Source organism: Rhodococcus sp. 077-4, from assembly GCF_047782425.1.
In the GTDB taxonomy this organism is placed as follows: domain Bacteria; phylum Actinomycetota; class Actinomycetes; order Mycobacteriales; family Mycobacteriaceae; genus Rhodococcoides.
This window is the reverse complement of record NZ_JAJPWC010000001.1, coordinates 764,194-782,590: the sequence shown is the minus strand read 5'-3', so window position 1 is coordinate 782,590 and position 18,397 is coordinate 764,194. Positions and strand designations below refer to the sequence as shown.

General features: G+C 65.1%; 16 protein-coding genes. 10 read left to right on the top strand and 6 right to left on the bottom strand.

Translation table 11 applies throughout. The features are described 5' to 3' along the window. Positions 1-22: 22 nt before the first annotated feature. Positions 23-262: a hypothetical protein gene (locus tag ACNEOT_RS03840; RefSeq protein WP_415972264.1), complete on the top strand. Its 240-nt coding sequence runs from the start codon at positions 23-25 to the stop codon at positions 260-262. A gap of 149 nt (positions 263-411) precedes the next feature. Continuing rightward, a complete protein-coding gene (locus ACNEOT_RS03835) occupies positions 412-975 on the top strand; it encodes a hypothetical protein (protein WP_415972262.1) in 564 nt (187 codons plus the stop codon). Between the two features lie 73 nt (positions 976-1,048). On the opposite strand, the gene ACNEOT_RS03830 is transcribed toward ACNEOT_RS03835, so the two are convergent. The 3 genes from ACNEOT_RS03830 to ACNEOT_RS03820 all read right to left on the bottom strand — a co-directional run bounded on the left by ACNEOT_RS03830 (position 1,049) and on the right by ACNEOT_RS03820 (position 3,776). After that, positions 1,049-1,930, bottom strand: a complete 882-nt coding sequence (locus ACNEOT_RS03830; protein WP_415972260.1) for an SDR family NAD(P)-dependent oxidoreductase — start codon at positions 1,928-1,930, stop codon at positions 1,049-1,051. Positions 1,931-1,972: 42 nt separating this feature from the next. Next, complete coding sequence (locus ACNEOT_RS03825) at positions 1,973-2,851, bottom strand: alpha/beta fold hydrolase (RefSeq protein ID WP_415972258.1); 879 nt, start codon at positions 2,849-2,851, stop codon at positions 1,973-1,975. Between the two features lie 253 nt (positions 2,852-3,104). Further along, the gene (locus ACNEOT_RS03820) at positions 3,105-3,776 is read right to left on the bottom strand and encodes a GntR family transcriptional regulator (protein ID WP_415972257.1); all 672 of its coding nucleotides are present in this window, start codon (positions 3,774-3,776) and stop codon (positions 3,105-3,107) included. Positions 3,777-3,941: 165 nt separating this feature from the next. Between ACNEOT_RS03820 and glyA the strand changes: the two genes are divergently transcribed. From glyA to ACNEOT_RS03780, 8 genes are read left to right on the top strand one after another with little or no spacing between them, the layout of a single operon-like run. Continuing rightward, positions 3,942-5,222, top strand: coding sequence for a serine hydroxymethyltransferase (glyA, locus tag ACNEOT_RS03815; RefSeq protein ID WP_415973640.1), 1,281 nt, complete (start codon positions 3,942-3,944; stop codon positions 5,220-5,222). Beyond that, the gene (locus ACNEOT_RS03810) at positions 5,219-6,457 is read left to right on the top strand and encodes a sarcosine oxidase subunit beta family protein (protein WP_415972255.1); all 1,239 of its coding nucleotides are present in this window, start codon (positions 5,219-5,221) and stop codon (positions 6,455-6,457) included. Before glyA ends, ACNEOT_RS03810 begins: the two co-directional genes overlap by 4 nt. A gap of 49 nt (positions 6,458-6,506) precedes the next feature. After that, a complete protein-coding gene (locus ACNEOT_RS03805; RefSeq protein ID WP_415973639.1) occupies positions 6,507-6,785 on the top strand; it encodes a sarcosine oxidase subunit delta in 279 nt (92 codons plus the stop codon). Beyond that, a complete protein-coding gene (locus tag ACNEOT_RS03800; protein WP_415972253.1) occupies positions 6,782-9,625 on the top strand; it encodes a 2Fe-2S iron-sulfur cluster-binding protein in 2,844 nt (947 codons plus the stop codon). Before ACNEOT_RS03805 ends, ACNEOT_RS03800 begins: the two co-directional genes overlap by 4 nt. Next, complete coding sequence (locus ACNEOT_RS03795) at positions 9,618-10,196, top strand: sarcosine oxidase subunit gamma (RefSeq protein WP_415972251.1); 579 nt, start codon at positions 9,618-9,620, stop codon at positions 10,194-10,196. The genes ACNEOT_RS03800 and ACNEOT_RS03795 overlap by 8 nt, the downstream gene beginning before the upstream one ends. A 41-nt stretch (positions 10,197-10,237) precedes the next feature. Beyond that, on the top strand, positions 10,238-11,158 hold the full coding sequence (gene folP, locus ACNEOT_RS03790; RefSeq protein WP_415972249.1) for a dihydropteroate synthase: 921 nt from the start codon (positions 10,238-10,240) through the stop codon (positions 11,156-11,158). Continuing rightward, positions 11,155-11,565 carry a glycine cleavage system protein H gene (locus ACNEOT_RS03785; protein WP_415972248.1) on the top strand — a complete coding sequence of 137 codons (411 nt, stop codon included), beginning with the start codon at positions 11,155-11,157 and terminating at the stop codon, positions 11,563-11,565. The genes folP and ACNEOT_RS03785 overlap by 4 nt, the downstream gene beginning before the upstream one ends. Further along, entirely contained in the window at positions 11,562-12,944 is a 1,383-nt protein-coding gene (locus ACNEOT_RS03780) for an L-serine ammonia-lyase (RefSeq protein ID WP_415972246.1), read from the top strand. Before ACNEOT_RS03785 ends, ACNEOT_RS03780 begins: the two co-directional genes overlap by 4 nt. Before the next feature lie 155 nt (positions 12,945-13,099). Here the strand turns inward: ACNEOT_RS03780 and purU are convergent, their stop codons facing one another. The 3 genes from purU to ACNEOT_RS03765 all read right to left on the bottom strand — a co-directional run bounded on the left by purU (position 13,100) and on the right by ACNEOT_RS03765 (position 18,130). After that, complete coding sequence (gene purU, locus ACNEOT_RS03775) at positions 13,100-13,948, bottom strand: formyltetrahydrofolate deformylase (protein ID WP_415972244.1); 849 nt, start codon at positions 13,946-13,948, stop codon at positions 13,100-13,102. Between the two features lie 25 nt (positions 13,949-13,973). Beyond that, positions 13,974-16,439, bottom strand: coding sequence for a GcvT family protein (locus ACNEOT_RS03770; protein ID WP_415972243.1), 2,466 nt, complete (start codon positions 16,437-16,439; stop codon positions 13,974-13,976). A gap of 176 nt (positions 16,440-16,615) precedes the next feature. Then, positions 16,616-18,130, bottom strand: a complete 1,515-nt coding sequence (locus tag ACNEOT_RS03765) for a BCCT family transporter (protein WP_415973637.1) — start codon at positions 18,128-18,130, stop codon at positions 16,616-16,618. Positions 18,131-18,397 lie beyond the last annotated feature (267 nt).

The following is an 18,397-nucleotide window of genomic DNA, read 5'->3' as shown; positions in this document are numbered from 1 at the left end:
CTCGCAGGGGCAAGGCCATCACATGAACGAGTTCCACGCCCACGAACTGATCGACTTCGCCGTTCGCTGGATTCCTTACGGCGGCGCAGGCGACGAAGAAATCTGGGTTGCTTTCGGCTTGAACGCCGCCGGCTACCGTCGCCGACTGCACGCTGCACTCGAATGCACCTCCCACACGGCGCTCGACGATGCGACCCGGGCACACCTGCAACTGCAGATCCAGCTACGCACCAGTACGCCCCGTCCACTCGTCGGACAGTAGAACAACACCAGCCGACCGGGGGCCCAGGTGTGGGAACGTTCTGCACGGGTACCCGGAGCATCAGGGAAGCTGGTGAAAAAGACGCTGATTCCTTTCGTACTCTGCGCAAGTCGCTGTCGACGGTGCGCTTCCAACCGAAAGGGACAACGATGTCCAACAGAAATACTGTCATCCGTTCACTGCACGATCTCGGTGCCGCTGCATGGTTCGGTGGCACTCTCATGGGCGCCGTCGGCGTCAACGGAGCCTCCTCCGCAGTGCACGATCCGCGTGACCGGGCGCGAGTTGCCGCCGCGGGCTGGGCCAAATGGGCTCCGGTCAACGCCGGTGCGATCGGCGCACACCTCATCGGCGGTGCGGGAATCTTGCTGGCCAACCGTGATCGCGCTCGCCATCAGCAAGGTGTCACCGCTAACACCACGATCAAGATTGCCGTGACCGGTGCCGCGTTGGCCGCGACCGCCTACAGCGGCGTACTGGGCGCGAAAACAACCGAGGCGCAGGGCCATTCGATCGAATCTGCCACCGAGCCGACGTCGGGAACACCGCGGGAGGCCGCAGCCGCACAGAAGCAGCTGCAGTACCTGCAGTGGGCTCTACCGATCCTCACCGGAACACTCGTGATTCTGGGCGCACAGCAGGGCGAGCAGCAGCGGCCGTCCGAAATCCTTTCGGGCATCGCAGGCAAACTGGCAGCTCGCGCACAGGGCTGACCGAAAACGGCTGTGCAGCAATGCACGTGGCGCACGTACCCCGCGGAGCACATCACCGCGGGGTACGACGCATTCAAGCGTGTGGAGAGCCCGACCGGGATCGAAAGACGTCCCCCTCGGTATTCGCCTTCGGCTCCGCCGAGGTACCCCAACGCCATAGCAGTGGTCCGACCAGCAGATCGAACAGGCCGGGTACCACCGCGAAACCGGCCGCCGCAGCCTTGTTCACCAACCCGAACACTGCATCGGCATCGCGCTCTCGCTGTGGGTTTCGCACAACCTTGTTCACTGCGCGCGCGATGACCTCCGGCGATGCGACGGGCGGAGGCGGTGCACCCGCTCGGCCGATGAACGACGCGGCCTGCTGGTAGATCGGTGTGCGCACAGCACCGGGAGCAACAGAACTGACGAACACACCCGGGTACTGTCTGGCTTCCTGCTGTAGAACGCGCGTCAAGCCGCGCAGGCCCCATTTGGACGTCACGTAGCCGCTCATCCACGGCGCTGCTATCCGGCCGAGCAGCGAGCCGATGATCACCAAGTGGCCCGACTGCTGGTCACGGAACACACCGAGTGTCGCGCGGGCGACGTTGGCTGCGCCGAGGAGATCGACGGTGACGACGGCATCGAACACCTCGGCGGGAGTGTCCAGAAACGTTCCGTACGACATCACTGCTGCCGAGTGGACGCAGACATCGATGCCGCCGAATTGCTCGACGACGTCATCCACGACGCGGGTGAAGTCCTCGCCGCGGGAGACGTCCACGGGCATCACCGCAACCGCAGCGGCACCGAGGTCGACGCATTCGGTCGCCACGGACTCCAGTCCTGCCAGCCCCCTGGCACACAGCACGAGTCGCGCACCCTGTCGCGCGTTCAGATGTGCTGTTGCGCGGCCGATTCCGCTCGACGCACCGGTGATGAGCACTACCGGGTATTTCTGGAGATCAGGCATGCATTCCACGCTCTCGATGAGAAGAAGTTCGGCACGCCGGATTCAGCATGTCGCGGGTCCGGCCATGAAGGTGCGGAAGACTGCATCGAAGCGCTCCGGCTCGTCCAGGTGCGGGAAGTGCCCAGCGCCGGGCACCACCTCGATGGCAGTTCCTTCGGGCATGTGGTCACGCACTGCGTGCGCGTGGGCGAGAGGAATGATGGCGTCCCGCTCTCCCCACACCAACAAGGCCCGCACGTCACCGAACGACGCCAAAAGCCTCGTGGCACTCACTGTCTGCCCGCGGAAATCGATGACGGACCGAGCGGTGGACAGGAAGGCCCGGCGGGCCGCGGGGTCTGCCATCGACGCGAAGTTTCGCCACGCCCGCCGATCGCCTGCCCCCCATCTGAACAACCTCAACCGTGTCAGCACGCCGAGAACCCCACCGAGCAGTGCTCGGCTGGCGGTGGAGGCGGCCAGGGGTATGGCCATTCCGCTGCCCGGTAGAGAGGCTGCTCGCAGAACCGGATTCACGTCCTGACCCAGCCCGCCGCTGGCAACCAAACAGATACCGTCCACCATCTGAGGAAAGAGGTAGAGCATCTGCATTGCCACCCCTCCCCCGTAGGAATGGCCGACGACGGTCACCGTGTCGATGTCGAGCGCCGTCAACAGATCGCGGACTGTCGCGGCGTGCGCGCTCAGTGAATAGTCACCCGGAATCTTGTCCGACTCACCGTGACCCGGCAGATCCACCGCGATGATGCGGAACCGATCGGCGAGACCGGCAATCTGCGGATCCCAGTCGTGGAGCGTGCCCATCAATCCGTGGATCAGAACCACTACGGGACCCTGTCCCTGATCGATGTACCTCACTCGATGGCTTGCGAGTTCGCGGGTGAGCGGTACTGGCTTGGTCTCTGGCACGTCGTCGATCACGGGCCCTGCCCTTCGGTGCTGTTGTCGAGACCGATGCGACAGCGCGAGGAGACGGTCGGTCGGCCCGAAGCGAAAAGGGAACTCCAAGACGCGCAGCACGTTCGATTCCTCGATGGTGCGCGAGAAACGTCGTCGAGACGTCTGCGGCGTGGACCGGCCGTGTTTTTTGACCTTCACAGCAATACCCGTACAGCGCGATGACAAACGGAGGTGCTGCGCAACGAGCGTGCGGCCGAGCGAATCGCGGCCGCTACTACAACAGTTTCCTGATCGCGTTCTCGAACCCGGCGACGTGTTCGAGAGTCAGTTCGGCAGCGGTCTCGGCGTCGCCGTCGATGATGGCCTGCAAGAGAACGAGGTGTTCGCGAACGTGGCCTGCGACGTTCGGTAGGCGATCGAGAAACAGGCACCAGATACGGGTGGCATGCGCGTCGAGGCTGACCAGGATGTCTTCGAGGTGCGGGTTGCCCGACGCCCGGTAGATCTCCCGGTGCACCTGAACATCCTTGCGGAGAACCTCGCGTGGGTCGTCACCGTCGTCGATGCTCGCGATCGACGACGCGAGTTCCACCAACCGGTCCCGCGATGCGCGCGTGGCCGTCCGAGCCGCACGCGCCGAGGCCGCCGGCTCGAGCTGCTTGCGAATCTCGGAGATGTTGGCCAGATCGGTCATGTCGACGGCGGTGGCGAAGGTGCCGCGTCGGGGATACGCGACGACGAGTCGCTCGCGTTCGAGTCGCTTGAGTCCCTCCCGAATCGGCGTTCGCCCCAACCCCAATTGCTCGGCGAGCCGATCGTCGTTGATGGGCTCGCCCGGTCGGATCTCCAGCATGATCAGCTGCTCACGCAGGATTTCGTAGGCGCGATCTGCATTGGTTCCCACGGGCGGCACCGCATCGATCACCAGCGGAATTCCGATTGTCATCTTCGCTTCTCACTCCCGGTCGATGCCCGCCCTTGACGGCCCTGCTTTGTGATCTTACTCTATTGGCATCTTGATATATCAGTTCCAGATCATTGATCTTCCAGAAGGGCGGCCATCTTGACGCAGGACTTCGCACCGACGGCGACGGCACCGCACCCGAAAGGCGTGACCAACCGCGTACTCGCCGATCTCGATCCCGAGGTGCACCGCGCAATCAGTGCCGAGCTCGGCCGCCAACAGAACACACTCGAAATGATCGCAAGCGAGAACTTCGCGCCGCTGGCGGTGATGCAGGCACAGGGTTCGGTGCTGACGAACAAGTACGCCGAGGGCTACCCCGGCCGGCGCTACTACGGCGGTTGCGAAAACGTCGACGTCGTCGAACAACTCGCGATCGACCGGCTGAACACCCTGTTCGGGTCGCAGTTCGCCAACGTGCAGCCGCACTCCGGTGCACAAGCCAATGCCGCTGCCATGGCGGCACTTCTGCAGCCGGGCGATTCGATCCTCGGTCTCGCACTCGCCCACGGCGGACACCTCACACACGGAATGAAGCTGAACTTCTCGGGCAAGCTCTACGACGTCTCGGCCTACCACGTCGGCGAGCACGACCACCGCGTCGACATGGAGGAGGTCGAGCGCCTCGCCCACGAACACCGTCCCAAGCTGATCATGGCCGGCTGGTCCGCCTACCCTCGTCACCTCGACTTCGCCGAATTCCGCCGTATCGCAGACGAAGTCGGTGCCTACCTGATGGTGGACATGGCGCACTTCGCCGGACTGGTCGCCGCGGGCCTGCACCCATCGCCGGTACCGCACGCACACGTGGTCACCTCGACGACACACAAGACGCTCGGCGGTCCTCGCGGTGGCGTCATCATCACCGACGACGCCGCCCTGGCCAAAAAGTTCAACTCCTCGGTCTTCCCCGGCCAGCAGGGTGGACCGCTCGAGCACGTCATCGCAGCCAAGGCCGTCTCGTTCAAACTCGCTGCCGAAGAGGACTTTCGGGAACGACAGGAGCGCACCCTCGAAGGCGCGAAAATCCTGGCCGATCGACTCCTCACCGACGACGCAGCCGCCGCAGGCATCGACGTGGTCTCGGGCGGCACCGACGTCCATCTCGTTCTGGTGGACCTGCGCAAGTCCGAGCTCGACGGCAAGCAGGCCGAGGACAGGCTGCACCATGTCGGAATCACCGTGAACCGCAATGCAGTTCCGTTCGATCCACGACCGCCCATGGTCAGCTCCGGCGTCCGCATCGGAACACCCGCGCTGGCAACGCGAGGACTGGACGCCACGGCATTCTCCGAGGTTGCCGACGTCATCGCGCAGGCATTGCGTCCCGACACCGACGACCGCGGACTCGATGCACTACGCACCCGGGTCGAAACCGTCGCCGCGCAGTTCCCCCTCTACCCCGACCTGACGGAAGGCTACCGATGACCGCCCCCGCACGCCCACCGGGCGCACATCTGCCCGATCACCCGGACTTCCTGTGGCGCAACCCCGAACCGAAGAAGTCGTACGACGTCGTGATCATCGGCGGCGGTGGCCACGGTCTGGCCACCGCGCACTACCTCGCCAAGAACCACGGCATCACCAATGTCGCTGTGCTCGAGAAGGGTTGGCTCGCCGGCGGAAACATGGCGCGCAACACCACCTTGATCCGCTCGAACTACCTGTGGGACGAAAGCGCGCGTATCTACGAGCACTCGTTGAAGCTGTGGGAGGGTCTTGCCGACGATCTCGACTACCCCATCCTGTTCAGCCAGCGCGGCGTCCTCAACCTCGCGCACAGCCTGCAGGACGTGCGCGACAGCGTGCGACGCGTCGAGGCCAACCGACTCAACGGCATCGACGCCCAATGGGTCGACCCCGACGAAGTCAAGAAGCTGTGCCCGATCGTCAACATCTCCAGCGACATTCGCTACCCGGTACTCGGCGCGACCTATCAGCCCCGCGCCGGCATCGCGAAGCACGACTACGTCGCCTGGGGATTCGCCCGACGCGCCGACGCGGCCGGTATCGACATCATCCAGAACTGCGAGGTCACCGGCTTCACCACGGACGGCAACCGCGTCACCGGTGTGAAGACCACGCGCGGCGACATCGCCACCGGGCAGGTCGCTCTGTGCGCGGCCGGGCACACCTCCACGCTGACGGACATGCTCGGCATCAAGACTCCGCTGCAGAGTCACCCACTGCAGGCCCTGGTCTCGGAATTGCTAGAGCCGGTGCACCCCACGGTGGTCATGTCGAATGCCGTGCACGTGTACGTCTCCCAGGCGCACAAGGGTGAACTGGTGATGGGCGCAGGCGTCGATTCCTACAACGGCTACGGCCAGCGCGGCGCATTCCACATCATCGAACGGCAGATGGCGGCCGCGGTCGAGTTGTTCCCCGTTTTCGCTCGCGCACATCTGCTGCGCACCTGGGCCGGAATCGTGGACGTGTGCCCCGACGCCTCGCCCATCGTCGGTCGCACCCCGTTCGACAACGTGTTCCTCAATTGCGGCTGGGGCACAGGCGGATTCAAGGCCACTCCCGGTGCAGGCTGGTGCCTGGCCGACACCATCGCCAACGACGAGGTGCACGAGTACATCGCACCGTTCAGTCTGGACCGATTCGTCACCGGCGCGCTGGTGGACGAGCACGGCGCAGCCGGCGTGGCGCACTGACACTTGCCTTCCGGCACACGCATCACCGAACGAGAATCTTGGAGTGGCAATGCAATTGATCGAATGCCCGTGGTGCGGGAGTCGAGAAGAGACCGAGTTCCACTACGGCGGACAGGCGCACGTCGCCTACCCCGAGGAGCCGTCGGCGCTGACCGATGAACAGTGGGCGCATTTCGTGTTCTTCCGCGACAACCCCAAGGGGCTCTTCGCAGAACGGTGGAGCCACAGTGCCGGCTGTAGGCGTTGGTTCAACGCCGTCCGCGACACCGCCACCTATCGAATTCACAGTGTCTATCGCCTCGACGACCCGAAGCCGGTGAACCCATGACCGCATTCCGCACCGCGTCCGGCGGCCGTATCGACCGCACGAGCACCTTCGACTTCACGTTCGGCGGTGCGACCCTGCAGGGACATCCGGGAGATACGCTGGCTTCTGCGTTGCTGGCCAACGGCATTCATCAGGTGACGACCAGCATCAAGCTCGGCAGGCCACGCGGATTCACCGCAGCATGGGCCGAGGACACCGGCGGACTCGTCCAGATCGAGGAGCCGTTCCCCGAGCCGATGCTGCTCGCCACGACGATCGAGCTGTACGACGGTCTGGTCGCCCGCGGCATCCCCGGGCAGGGCCGGCTCGCCGAGATCTCCGACTCCGCCAAGTACGACGCCATGCACGCACACGCCGATCTCTTGATCGTCGGGGCAGGGCCGGCCGGTCTGACGGCCGCTCTGGTCGCCGCGCGCAGTGGCGCTCGGGTGATCCTCGTCGACGACCAGAGCGAGTTCGGCGGTTCCCTTCTCGGCTCCGACGACGTCATCGACGGCCGGCCCGCACTGGACTGGGTGGCCGACACGGTGACCGAGCTGTCCACGTTTCCCGATGTCACAATGCTGCGCCGCACCACCGCGTTCGGTTCCTACGACGACGGCTTCGTGCTCGCCCTCGAACGCCGCACCGATCACCTGGGCCTGGAAGCGCCTGCCGCACTGAGCCGTCAGCGGGTATGGCGCATTCGATCGCGACACATCCTGGTGGCCACCGGAGCCCACGAGCGCCCGGTCGTCTTCACCGACAACGATCGTCCGGGAATCATGCTGGCACACAGCGCACGGACGTTCCTGCACCGCTATGGCGTCACCGTCGGCACCGAGGCCGTCGTGTTCACCACCAACGACAGTGCCTACCGAGCTGCTGTCGATCTGCACGACGCGGGCGTGCGCATCGCGTGCATCGCCGATGCCCGCGAGACGGCACCCGGGTACTGGCTGGGGCTGTGCCACGAGCGCGGCATCGAGGTGCGCACCGGCAGTGTCGTGTCCGGCAGCCGCGGGGACACCCGCGTCACGCACGCAATGGTCGTCGGTGCGGATGGTGCCACCGAGACCGTGGGCTGCGACGTACTGCTCGTCAGTGGTGGTTGGAACCCCGCAGTGCACCTGTTCAGCCAGGCCCGCGGGAAGCTGCGCTACGACGGCGAACTGGGCGCTTTCGTGCCTGCCGACGACGTCGAGGGCATCACCGTCGCCGGCTCGGCCTCGGGAACATTCCATCTCGCGGGATGCCTGGGTGACGGTGGCTCGGCGGCAGCACGCGCGCTGACCCGTCTGGGCCTCGATGTTCCGGAAACCTCGCTTCCTGTAGTCGATTCCGTGCCCCGCAGCGAGTCACTGGTGCTCTGGCGTGTGCGCGACGACGCCGCAGCCGACAGCCAGTTCGTCGATGTCCAGCGCGACGCGACGGTGGCCGATCTGGTCCGCGCCGTCGGGGCAGGCATGTCGTCGATGGAACACATCAAGCGCTACACCACGATCGGCACAGCGCACGATCAGGGCAAGACCTCCGGTGTGGTGTCCTCGGGCATCGTGGCGGAGCTGCTCGACAAGCCGGTGGAGAACCTGGGCACCACCACGTTCCGCCCGCCGTACACCCCGGTGGCGTTCGCGGCGTTGGCCGGCCGCAACCGCGGCATGGCGTTCGATCCGGAACGAGTTACTGCAGTCCATGATTGGCACGTCGCACGCGGCGCGGTCTTCGAGGACGTCGGACAGTGGAAGCGACCCCGCTACTACCCACTGCCCGGCGAGGAGATGCACGACGCCGTGCTCCGCGAGTGCGCGGCCGTGCGTGCGGGCGTCGGCATGCTCGACGGTTCGACACTGGGCAAGATCGACGTGCAGGGCCCCGACGCCGGTGTGGTGCTGGACATGTTCTACACGAACATGATGAGCAACTTGAAGGTCGGCATGGTTCGGTACGGCGTGATGTGCGGTGCCGACGGCATGGTGATCGACGACGGAACCGTGATGCGACTGGCCGACAATCGATTCCAGGTGTTCACCACCACGGGCGGCGCAGCTGCGATGCTGGACTGGATGGAGGAATGGCTCCAGACCGAGTGGCCGCACCTCGCGGTTCGGCTGACCTCGGTGACCGAGCAGTGGGCCACGTTCCCCGTCGTCGGACCGCGCTCCCGCGATCTGGTCGGCGAGATCTTTCCCGAACTCGACGTCTCCAACGAGGCGTTCCCGTTCATGGCCTGGCGAGACGCCTCGGTCGACGGTGTCCCGGTGCGCGTGGCGCGCATCAGTTTTTCCGGTGAACTCGCCTTCGAGGTGAACATCGATTCCTGGCACGCCCACGCACTGTGGTCCCGACTGATCGATGCGGGCGAGAAGTACGGCATCACTCCGTACGGCACCGAGACCATGCACGTGCTGCGCGCCGAGAAGGGGTACCCCATCGTCGGGCAGGACACCGACGGCACCGTCACCCCGCAGGATCTGGGCATGAGCTGGGCAGTCTCGAAGAAGAAACTCGACTTCATCGGGAAGCGCTCGTTCGACCGCGCCGAGAACCGAAACCCGTTGCGTAAACAGTTCGTCGGTTTGCTGCCGGTCGATCGGGAGACAGTCCTGCCGGAGGGCTCACAGATCATCGAACACTCCGACACCGGCATCCTGCCCGAGCTTCCGGTACCGATGCTCGGCCACGTCACGTCGAGTTACGCCAGCGCAGAACTGGGTCGCCCGTTCGGGTTGGCCCTGCTCGAAGCCGGACGCGACCGGCTCGGCGACATCCTGCACGTCCCCGTGGGTGACACCCTGATCGCCGTGGAAGTCACCGGCTCCGTACTCGTCGACCCGGAAGGAAACCGCCGTGATGGCTGACCGTCTCGCCTCCAGAAGTCCACTGGCAGAGGTGCTTCTGCCCGTCAACGCTGCTGTCCGCATCGTGGAGGAGCCGTTTCTCGCCGGCATCGATCTCTGGGTCGACCCGAACGGACCGGGCGGTGCCGCGGCCTCGGCCGAGCTCGGCACCGAACTACCCGGCCCCGGCCGCGTCGCCGAGGGCACGAACACCACGGCGATCTGGCTCGGCCCCGAGGAGTGGCTGGTGATCGGAGCGGGCGTCGATCCGGTCGAGCTCGAACACCGTCTCGGCTCGGTCGTGCGTGAGCACCGTGGTGCAGCAACGGACGTGTCCGCGCAGCGAACCAGTCTGCGGCTGAGCGGTTCTCGGGCCCGAGATGTACTCGCCAAGGGATGCTCGATCGATCTGCATCCCAGCATCTTTCCGGCCGGGTCGACGGTGCAGACGATGCTCGCGATGGCAGGCATGATCCTCATCGCCTGTGACGACACCGGAACGGACTACCGCATCCTCGTGCGTTCGTCGTTCGCACGCTATCTCGCGGCCTGGTTGATCGACGCGGCCGAGGAATACGCCGAACTCGCCTGAATCGAACCGCTGGACCCGTGCGAGAGAAAGAGGTGATCGCAGTGCTCACGACCGTCTCCACAGCGACACGGGCAGCCGATGCCCGCGACCGACTACTGACCCGGCTGACGACCGCACATCCCGTCGTCTGCGGGATAGTCAACGTCACCCCGGACTCGTTCTCCGACGGAGGTCGGTTCCTGGACGCGGATCGCGCTGTGGCGCATGCACTGTCGATGGTCGACGAGGGAGCGGAGTTGCTCGACATCGGCGGTGAGTCGACCCGTCCCGGGGCCACTCCACCCACCGTCGACGAAGAAATCGCCCGTGTCGTGCCAGTGATCGACGCATTGTCCAGGAGCACCTCGATACCGTTGTCGATCGACACCTCGCGTCCCGAGGTGATGCGCGAGGCGGTGCGCGCCGGTGCCAGCGTCATCAATGATGTTCGGGCTCTCCGACTTCCCGGCGCGCTCGCTGCAGCAGCCGAGCTGGACGCCGCCGTGTGCCTGACGCACATGCAGGGCGAGCCGTCGACGATGCAGCATTCCCCTCGCTACGACGACGTCACCGCGGAGGTGTCTGCGTTCCTCGAAGACCGGGCCTCCGAGTGCATCCGCGCCGGAATCCCGGCGTACCGCATTCTGGTCGATCCCGGCTTCGGATTCGGTAAGACCCTCGAGCACAATCTGCAACTGCTGCAGGGTCTTCGGGCGCTGACGTCGGCGGGCCGACCGATCATGGCCGGTGTGTCCAGGAAGGGAATGATCGGAGCGATCACCGGCCGAGACACCGACGACAGGCTCTCCGGATCACTGGCAGCCGCCATGATCGCGGCCCAGAACGGGGCATCGCTCCTGCGTGTCCACGACGTCGCCGCCACGATCGACGCACTGGCCGTCCTGCGGGCAGTGCGCTCCATCGACGTTGCTCCATCCTGCATCCCCGTTTCGAACTCCATGAATGCCGAGGCCTCCTCATGACCGCACCACGCTCGTCCGCCCGCCGCCTCTACAGTGACGATCACGGTTGGATGGCCGTCGACCCGTTCGGCTCACCCGCCCAGACCCCGAGCCGAGTGGGCGTGACACCGACGGCACTCGACGGCGCTGTCGACATCCTCGGCGTCGACCTGCCGTCGGTCCGTACCGTGCTGACCGCAGGGCAGGCGTGCGGCACCATCCGCACCTCCGCCGGGTCGGTGACGGTGTACGCCCCGGCGAGCGGGATGGTGACGATCGTCAATCCCGTTGTGCACGAGACTCCTTCGATCGTTCTCGCCGATCCGCTCGGTGCCGGCTGGCTGTTCGCGGTACTGGCCCCGGCAGCCACGTCGCTCGACGAACTCACCACGCGCGAGCCCACCGGAGCAGTGCGGGTGGGCTCATGACCATCAGCGTGTTCGACCTGTTCTCCGTCGGGGTCGGGCCGTCCAGTTCGCACACGGTAGGTCCGATGCGCGCAGCCGCCCGATTCGTTGAGGACCTGCGGACCATGTCTGCCTTCGAGGCCGTCCGCGAGGTGACGGTGGACCTGTACGGCTCGCTTGCGGCGACCGGAGCAGGCCACGGCACCATGACGGCAGTGTTGCTCGGACTGGAAGGCCATCTCCCCGAGACCATTTCGACCGAGGTGATGGAACGGCGCCAGACATCGATGGCGGAATCCGGCCGGATCGTGTTCGGTGGTCACCGAGAGATCGAGCTTGCGGTGGACGACATCGTGCTCCGCCCTCTGACGGTACTGCCCTTCCACCCCAACGGAATGAAGCTCACCGCTCGCGCCGCGGACTCGACCGAACTGCACACCGAGACCTACTTCTCCGTGGGTGGCGGCTTCGTGGTGACCGAGGCCGAAAGCGTCGAGGCCGTAACACCACTCGCCTCCGCGAACGGGTTCGCCTCCGCCAAGGAACTACTGCAGCTCTGCGAGCGACGGCGCTGCAGCATCAGTGACGTCATGACCGAGGTGGAGCGAGAACGCCGAACACTCGACGAGATACGGGACGGCTTGCTCCACATCCGCGACGTGATGGTCGAGTGCGAAGCTCGCGGCATCTCCCGCGACGGATACCTCCCCGGCACACTCGGAGTACGACGCCGAGCACGGGACTGGTTCCTGCGCCTGGCCGCCGAGGACCCGCACCGGTCGAGCGAATTCGCCGAGGACTGGGTCAATCTCGTCGCTCTCGCGGTCAACGAGGAGAACGCGTCGGGCGGGCGCATCGTCACGGCCCCGACCAACGGCGCGGCCGGCATCATTCCGGCTGTGCTGCACTACGCCACTCGCTACACCGCGGCCGGGGTCGCCGATCCCGACGGCAGCACGGTGCGCTTTCTACTCACCGCCGGGGCCATCGGATCGCTCTACAAGGAGATGGCCTCGATCTCGGGTGCCGAAGTGGGCTGCCAGGGTGAGGTGGGCTCGGCAGCATCGATGGCTGCAGCCGGACTGGCCGAGATTTTGGGCGGCACACCCGAACAGGTGGAGAACGCCGCCGAAATAGCAATGGAACACAGCCTCGGTCTCACCTGCGACCCCATCGGCGGATTGGTGCAGATCCCGTGCATCGAGCGCAACGCCATCTCGGCCGGTAAGGCGATCAACGCCGCTCGTATGGCGTTGCGTGGTAACGGCACTCATCGCGTCAGCCTGGATCAGGTGATCGAGACCATGCGCTCCACCGGTGCCGACATGCATTCGAAGTACAAGGAGACCTCGAGCGGCGGCCTCGCGATCAACGTGCCGGTCAGTTTCGTGGAGTGCTGACCCCCAGGGACCTCACACCCGTGTTGAAAGGTGCGCTCGTGTTCTCCGCAAAGAGAACCAGCGCGCACTCGGCAGAAAGGGTGTGAGGTCCCCCTGGACCGACGCAACAACGAGGGCCCGTACCGATTCGGTACGGGCCCCTCGTGTGTGTCGGCTCAGCTGAAGATGACCGTCCGGTGCCCATGCAGCAGAACGCGATTCTCGCAGTGCCAGCGGACCGCCCGCGAGAGTGCGAGTGCCTCGGCGTCCTGTCCGACGGTGGCCAGACGAGACGGGTCGTGAGTGTGATCGATGCGGATGACCTGCTGCTCGATGATCGGGCCCTCGTCCAGATCGGGGGTGACGTAGTGCGCCGTCGCACCGACCTGCTTGACGCCTCGGTCGAAGGCCTGGTGGTACGGCTTGGCACCCTTGAAGCCGGGCAAGAACGAGTGATGGATGTTGATCGCCTTGCCGTGCAATGCTCGACACGTCTCGTCGGAGAGCACCTGCATGTAGCGCGCCAGCACCACCAGGTCCACCTCGTACTCGGCGACGAGGTCCAGCAAGCGCTGCTCGGCCTCGGCCTTGGTACCCGGAGTGACAGGGACGTGAACGAACGGCAGCCCGGCAGCCTCGGCCATCGGCCGCAGCACTTCGTGGTTACTGACCACGGCCACCAGTTCTCCACCGAGATTCTGTGAACGCCAACGGAAGATGAGGTCGTTGAGGCAGTGACCCATCTTGGAGACCATGACGAGCACGCGCGGTTGGCTGCACCCGTTGAAGGTGTACATCATCGAAAATCGCTCGGCCACCTCGCGGAAGCTCTCGGTCAACTTCTCGATGTCGGTGCTACCACCGGCCACGAACGAGGTGCGCAGGAAGAACGAACCGTCCGTCGAGTCGTCGAACTGTTGGTGTTCGGCGATGTCGCAGTCGTTGTCGAACAGGAACGCACTGACGGCCCGGACGATGCCCGGCCGCTGTCCGCAGCTGAGCGTGAGGGTGAAGTTCTCGGTCATCGAATCTCCTGGTACTGGTGGGTCGTCAGCTGCGGATCTTGGCCATCTCGGGGTCGACGAGGGGCTCGGCCACGACGGTGGCGGACACGAGCCTTTCGAAGTATCGAATCTGTACTGCTGCACCGGGTTCTGCGCTGCTCGCGGGAACCCAGGCGTAGGCGATGGGGGCACCGACGGTGTGCCCGAACGAGGCACTGGTGACATACCCGGCCGGTTGGCCGTCCACCAGGACGGGCTCATGCCCGAGTACCACCGACGTACCGTCGTCGATCTTCAGGCAGACCAACTTCTTCGAGACGGTGTCGTCGGACATCTCGAGCACGGCGTCGCGGCCACGGAACTCGCCCTTCTGCGGGCGCACCGCGAACCCGAGGCCTGCCTCGTAGGGGTTGTGCTCGGTGGTCATGTCCGAGCCCCACGAGCGGTAGCCCTTCTCCATGCGCAGGCTGTTGAACGCAGCGCGTCCACCGGCGATGATGCCGAACTCGGAACCGGCCTGCCACAACATGTCCCAGAGTCGCTGGCCGTAGTCGGCGGTGGTGTACAGCTCCCACCCGAGCTCGCCCACGTAGGACAACCGCATCGCCGTGACGGGCACTCCCCCGATGCGAACCTGCTTGCAGCGGAAGTACTTGAAGTTCTCGTTGGAGAAATCGTCCTGGGTCAGCTTTTCGACGACCTCGCGGGCGTGCGGACCCCACAGACCGATGCAGCACGTGGAGCCGGTGATGTCGTCGACGGTGACGCTGCCGTCGCTCGGCGCTTCGCGGCGAAGGTAGTCGAAGTCGAGGTTGCCGTTGGCACCGACCTGGAACTCGTCCTCGGACAGCCGTGCGACGGTGAGATCGCTTCGGACGCCGCCCTTCTCGTCGAGAGCCAGCGTGTACGTGACGGCTCCGATGGACTTGTCCATCTTTCCGGACGTCAAACCCTCCAACAGTGCCAGCGCACCGGGTCCGCGCACCCGCAGCCGCTTGAGTGGGGTCATGTCGTACATAGCGACGGCGGTACGGGTCTTCCACGCCTCGGCGGCCGCGATGGGCGAGTGGAACATCGACGCCCACTCGTCGCGCTTCGGTGGCTGCCATTCGGCTGGAAGCTGCTCCACCAGTGCGGCATTGGCCTCGTACCAGTGCGGGCGTTCCCACCCGTGGCCTTCGAGGAACACGGCACCGAGTTGCTGCTGCCGTGCGTTGAACGGGCTGACGCGAACATCACGCGGTGACAACCGCGGCTGCAACGGATGCAGGACGTCGTAGATCTCGACGAAGTTCTGCTGCGAGGTCTCACTGACGTACGCCGGGTCGAGCTGGAAGTCCTCGAAGCGGTTGACGTCGCATCCGTGCAGTTCCACCTCGGAGCGTCCGTCGACCAACAATTGTGCGATAGCCCGGCCGACTCCGGCCGAGTGGGTGACCCACACCGCCTCCGCGATCCAGAAGCCCTTGACGTCCGGAGACTCACCGAGCAGCGGTCCGCCGTCGGGGGTGAACGAGAAGACCCCGTTGAAGCCGTGGTCGATCTTGGCGGTCTCGAGGCAGGGCAACAGCAGCTTGGACTGCTCCCACGACGGGGCGAAGTCCTCCTGCGTGAAGTCGAGCATGGACGGCATCGCCTCGTCGGACACACCGTCTCCGCCGGGCAGGGTCTTGGTGTCGACGGGCATCGGGCGGTGCGCGTAGGTTCCGATGCCGAGACGGTCGACGTGCTCGCGGAAGTACAGGTCCTGATCCTGATGACGAAGGATGGGCATGCCGGCCTCGGCCGCTTCGGTGTTGCGTCCCACCAGTTCCGGGATCTGATCGGTCTTGGCGTACTGGTGCGCCAATGGCAGCAGCGGCACCTTCATGCCCACCAGTTCGCCCACATCGGGGCCCCAGAAGCCGGCGCAGGACACCACGATGTCGGCCTCGATGACGCCCTGGTCGGTCGCCACACCGGTGACTCGGCCACCCGTCTGTTCGATACCGACGACTTTCGTGGAGCCACGGAAGACGGCTCCGCGCGATTCTGCACGTCGGGTGAGTGCCACGACGGCGCGCGACGCCTTGGCGAGTCCGTCCGTCTCGACGTACAGACCGCCGAGAACACGCGAACGGTCGATCAGCGGATGCAGTTTGGCACATTCGGACGGGTCGATGACCGATCCTTCGATGCCCCAGGACGTAGCCCAACCCTGCTTGCGATGCAGGTCGGCCAGTCGCTCCTCGGTGGTCGCCACTTCGAGACCGCCGAGCTGGTTGAAGCACCACTGCCCGTCCACTTCGAGGCCCTTGAACTTCTCGACCGTGTACCGGGCGAGTTCGGTCATCGTCTTCGAGGCGTTGGTCTGGAACACCAGACCCGGTGCGTGCGAGGTGGATCCACCCGTGAGAGGGAGCGGCCCCTGATCGAGGACGGTGATGCGATCCCAACCGCGTGCGGTGAGCTCGTCGGCCACGTTGGTACCGACGATGCCGGCGCCGATGATGACAACTCTCGGTGAACCCATGGTGGTCCTTCCGTATCGGGGTGGAGAGATGGAGCTCGGCCGAGGTGACCAACGGCCTGCACGACAACTAACCAGAGATTGATATATCAAGAGTATGGGCACGGGTGGTCTCGGTCAACCCCCGAAATACCGATGGTGCGGGACGCATGGTCTCGCGTCCCGCACCATCGTTCACTTCACTTGCCGGCCTTGACTTTCGGCGGGGCCTTGGGGTTCTTGACGATGAACGGATCGTTCGTGACGTCCTTGTACAGCGAGACACACGTACCGATCATCACCAGTACGAACGGTGCCGCCACGATGATGGTCATCGTCTGCAACCCGTTGAGGGCGTCCGAACCTCCGGTCCACAGCATCAGGATCGCAATGCCGCCGGTGACCACGCCCCAGAAGGCGACGACCCCACGCGACGGGTCCAGGGTGCCGCGTTGTGACAGGGTGCCCATCACGATCGAGGCAGCGTCGGCACCACTGACGAAGAAGATGCCTACCAACACCATCACCAACACCGACGAGATGCCGGCCAACGGGAAATGGTCGAGAACCGCGAACAGCTGCGACTCCGGCTTACCGAGGGCCACCAGATCCTCGGTTCCCTTCTGCTGCTCGCCGATTGCCGCTCCACCGAAGATCGAGAACCAGATCAAGCTCACCGACGTAGGGATGAGAATGACGCCGATGACGAACTGGCGGATGGTGCGGCCGCGACTGATGCGAGCGAGGAACATACCGACGAAGGGGGTCCACGAGATCCACCAGGCCCAGTAGAAGATCGTCCAGGACGAGAGCCAGGACTCGGTCTCTGGGCCACCGGATGCCGCCGAGCGCGCCGACATGCCGGCGATGTGCGCGGCGTAGTCACCGAGAGTGGTGGGCAGCAGGTTCAGGATGAGCACTGTGGGTCCGGCGACGAATACGAACAGCGCGAGCACGAGGGCCAGCACCATGTTGATGTTCGACAGCCACTGAATTCCCTTGGACACCCCGGACACTGCCGAGGCCACGAACGCAAGTGTCAGGATGGCGACGACAGCCACGAGCAGAAGCGTTCCCGCTTGGTTGACCCAGCCGAGAACCTCGATACCGGAACCGATCTGGAGTGCGCCGAGGCCGAGGGATGCCGCGGTGCCGAACATCGTGGCGAAGATCGCCAGAATGTCGATGACCTTGCCGATGGGACCTTCGGCGCGGCGACCGATCAGCGGAATGAACGAGGAGCTGATGAGCTGCTTGCGGCCCATCCGGTAGGTGCCGTAGGCGATGGACAATCCGACCACCGCGTACATCGACCAGGGGTGCAGTCCCCAGTGGAAGATGGCCGTCGAGAGTGCAGTTCCCACAGTCGAATCGGTGATTCCGGGCGGTGGGGTGACGAAGTGGGTGAGCGGCTCGGCCACTCCCCAGAAGATCAATCCGATTCCCATGCCGGCGCTGAACATCATCGCGATCCAGCTGACGGTGTTGAATTCCGGCTTCTCGCCGTCCTTACCGAGCGGAATCTTGCCGTACCGACTGAGCGCGAGCCACAGTGCGAAGATCACGAACCCGGTGGCCGAGAAGATGAACAGCCAGCCGACGTTGGTCACGACCCAGTCGAGTACGGACGCATTGACGGACTTCATGTTCTCGGTTCCGAGGACACCCCAGGCCAGGATGGCGATCACGATGGCGGCCGTGATGCCGAAGACCACCTTGTCGGTGCGCGGTTTGCCCTCCTCTCCGTGGTGGTAGACCTCGAGCGGGCCGTAATGGTGGGGGGCATGTTTCTCGGCCGACGCGGCCCGAGTCTTGTCCCCTCGGGGTTTGCTGTTCGTAGTCACATTCGTTCTCCCTCCGGCTCTCGCCGAATAGGTGTGTCGCCCGTGCACGCAGCGTGGTGGTCGAGACTGGGTGTGCGACGCGTTGCTCTCTGCGCAACTTGAAATGGTTTGACCCGAACCAGACTGAGCCGACCCGGG

Bases quoted from the DNA above. Each gene is read 5' to 3' on its own strand.
- ACNEOT_RS03840 (WP_415972264.1), top strand. From the start codon at position 23: ATGAACGAGTTCCACGCCCACGAACTGATCGACTTCGCCGTTCGCTGG.
- ACNEOT_RS03835 (WP_415972262.1), top strand. From the start codon at position 412: ATGTCCAACAGAAATACTGTCATCCGTTCACTGCACGATCTCGGTGCC.
- ACNEOT_RS03805 (WP_415973639.1), top strand. From the start codon at position 6,507: ATGCAATTGATCGAATGCCCGTGGTGCGGGAGTCGAGAAGAGACCGAG.
- ACNEOT_RS03800 (WP_415972253.1), top strand. From the start codon at position 6,782: ATGACCGCATTCCGCACCGCGTCCGGCGGCCGTATCGACCGCACGAGC.
- ACNEOT_RS03820 (WP_415972257.1), bottom strand. From the start codon at position 3,776: ATGACAATCGGAATTCCGCTGGTGATCGATGCGGTGCCGCCCGTGGGA.
- ACNEOT_RS03785 (WP_415972248.1), top strand. From the start codon at position 11,155: ATGACCGCACCACGCTCGTCCGCCCGCCGCCTCTACAGTGACGATCAC.
- purU (WP_415972244.1), bottom strand. From the start codon at position 13,948: ATGACCGAGAACTTCACCCTCACGCTCAGCTGCGGACAGCGGCCGGGC.
- ACNEOT_RS03830 (WP_415972260.1), bottom strand. From the start codon at position 1,930: ATGCCTGATCTCCAGAAATACCCGGTAGTGCTCATCACCGGTGCGTCG.
- ACNEOT_RS03795 (WP_415972251.1), top strand. From the start codon at position 9,618: ATGGCTGACCGTCTCGCCTCCAGAAGTCCACTGGCAGAGGTGCTTCTG.
- ACNEOT_RS03770 (WP_415972243.1), bottom strand. From the start codon at position 16,439: ATGGGTTCACCGAGAGTTGTCATCATCGGCGCCGGCATCGTCGGTACC.
- ACNEOT_RS03810 (WP_415972255.1), top strand. From the start codon at position 5,219: ATGACCGCCCCCGCACGCCCACCGGGCGCACATCTGCCCGATCACCCG.
- ACNEOT_RS03780 (WP_415972246.1), top strand. From the start codon at position 11,562: ATGACCATCAGCGTGTTCGACCTGTTCTCCGTCGGGGTCGGGCCGTCC.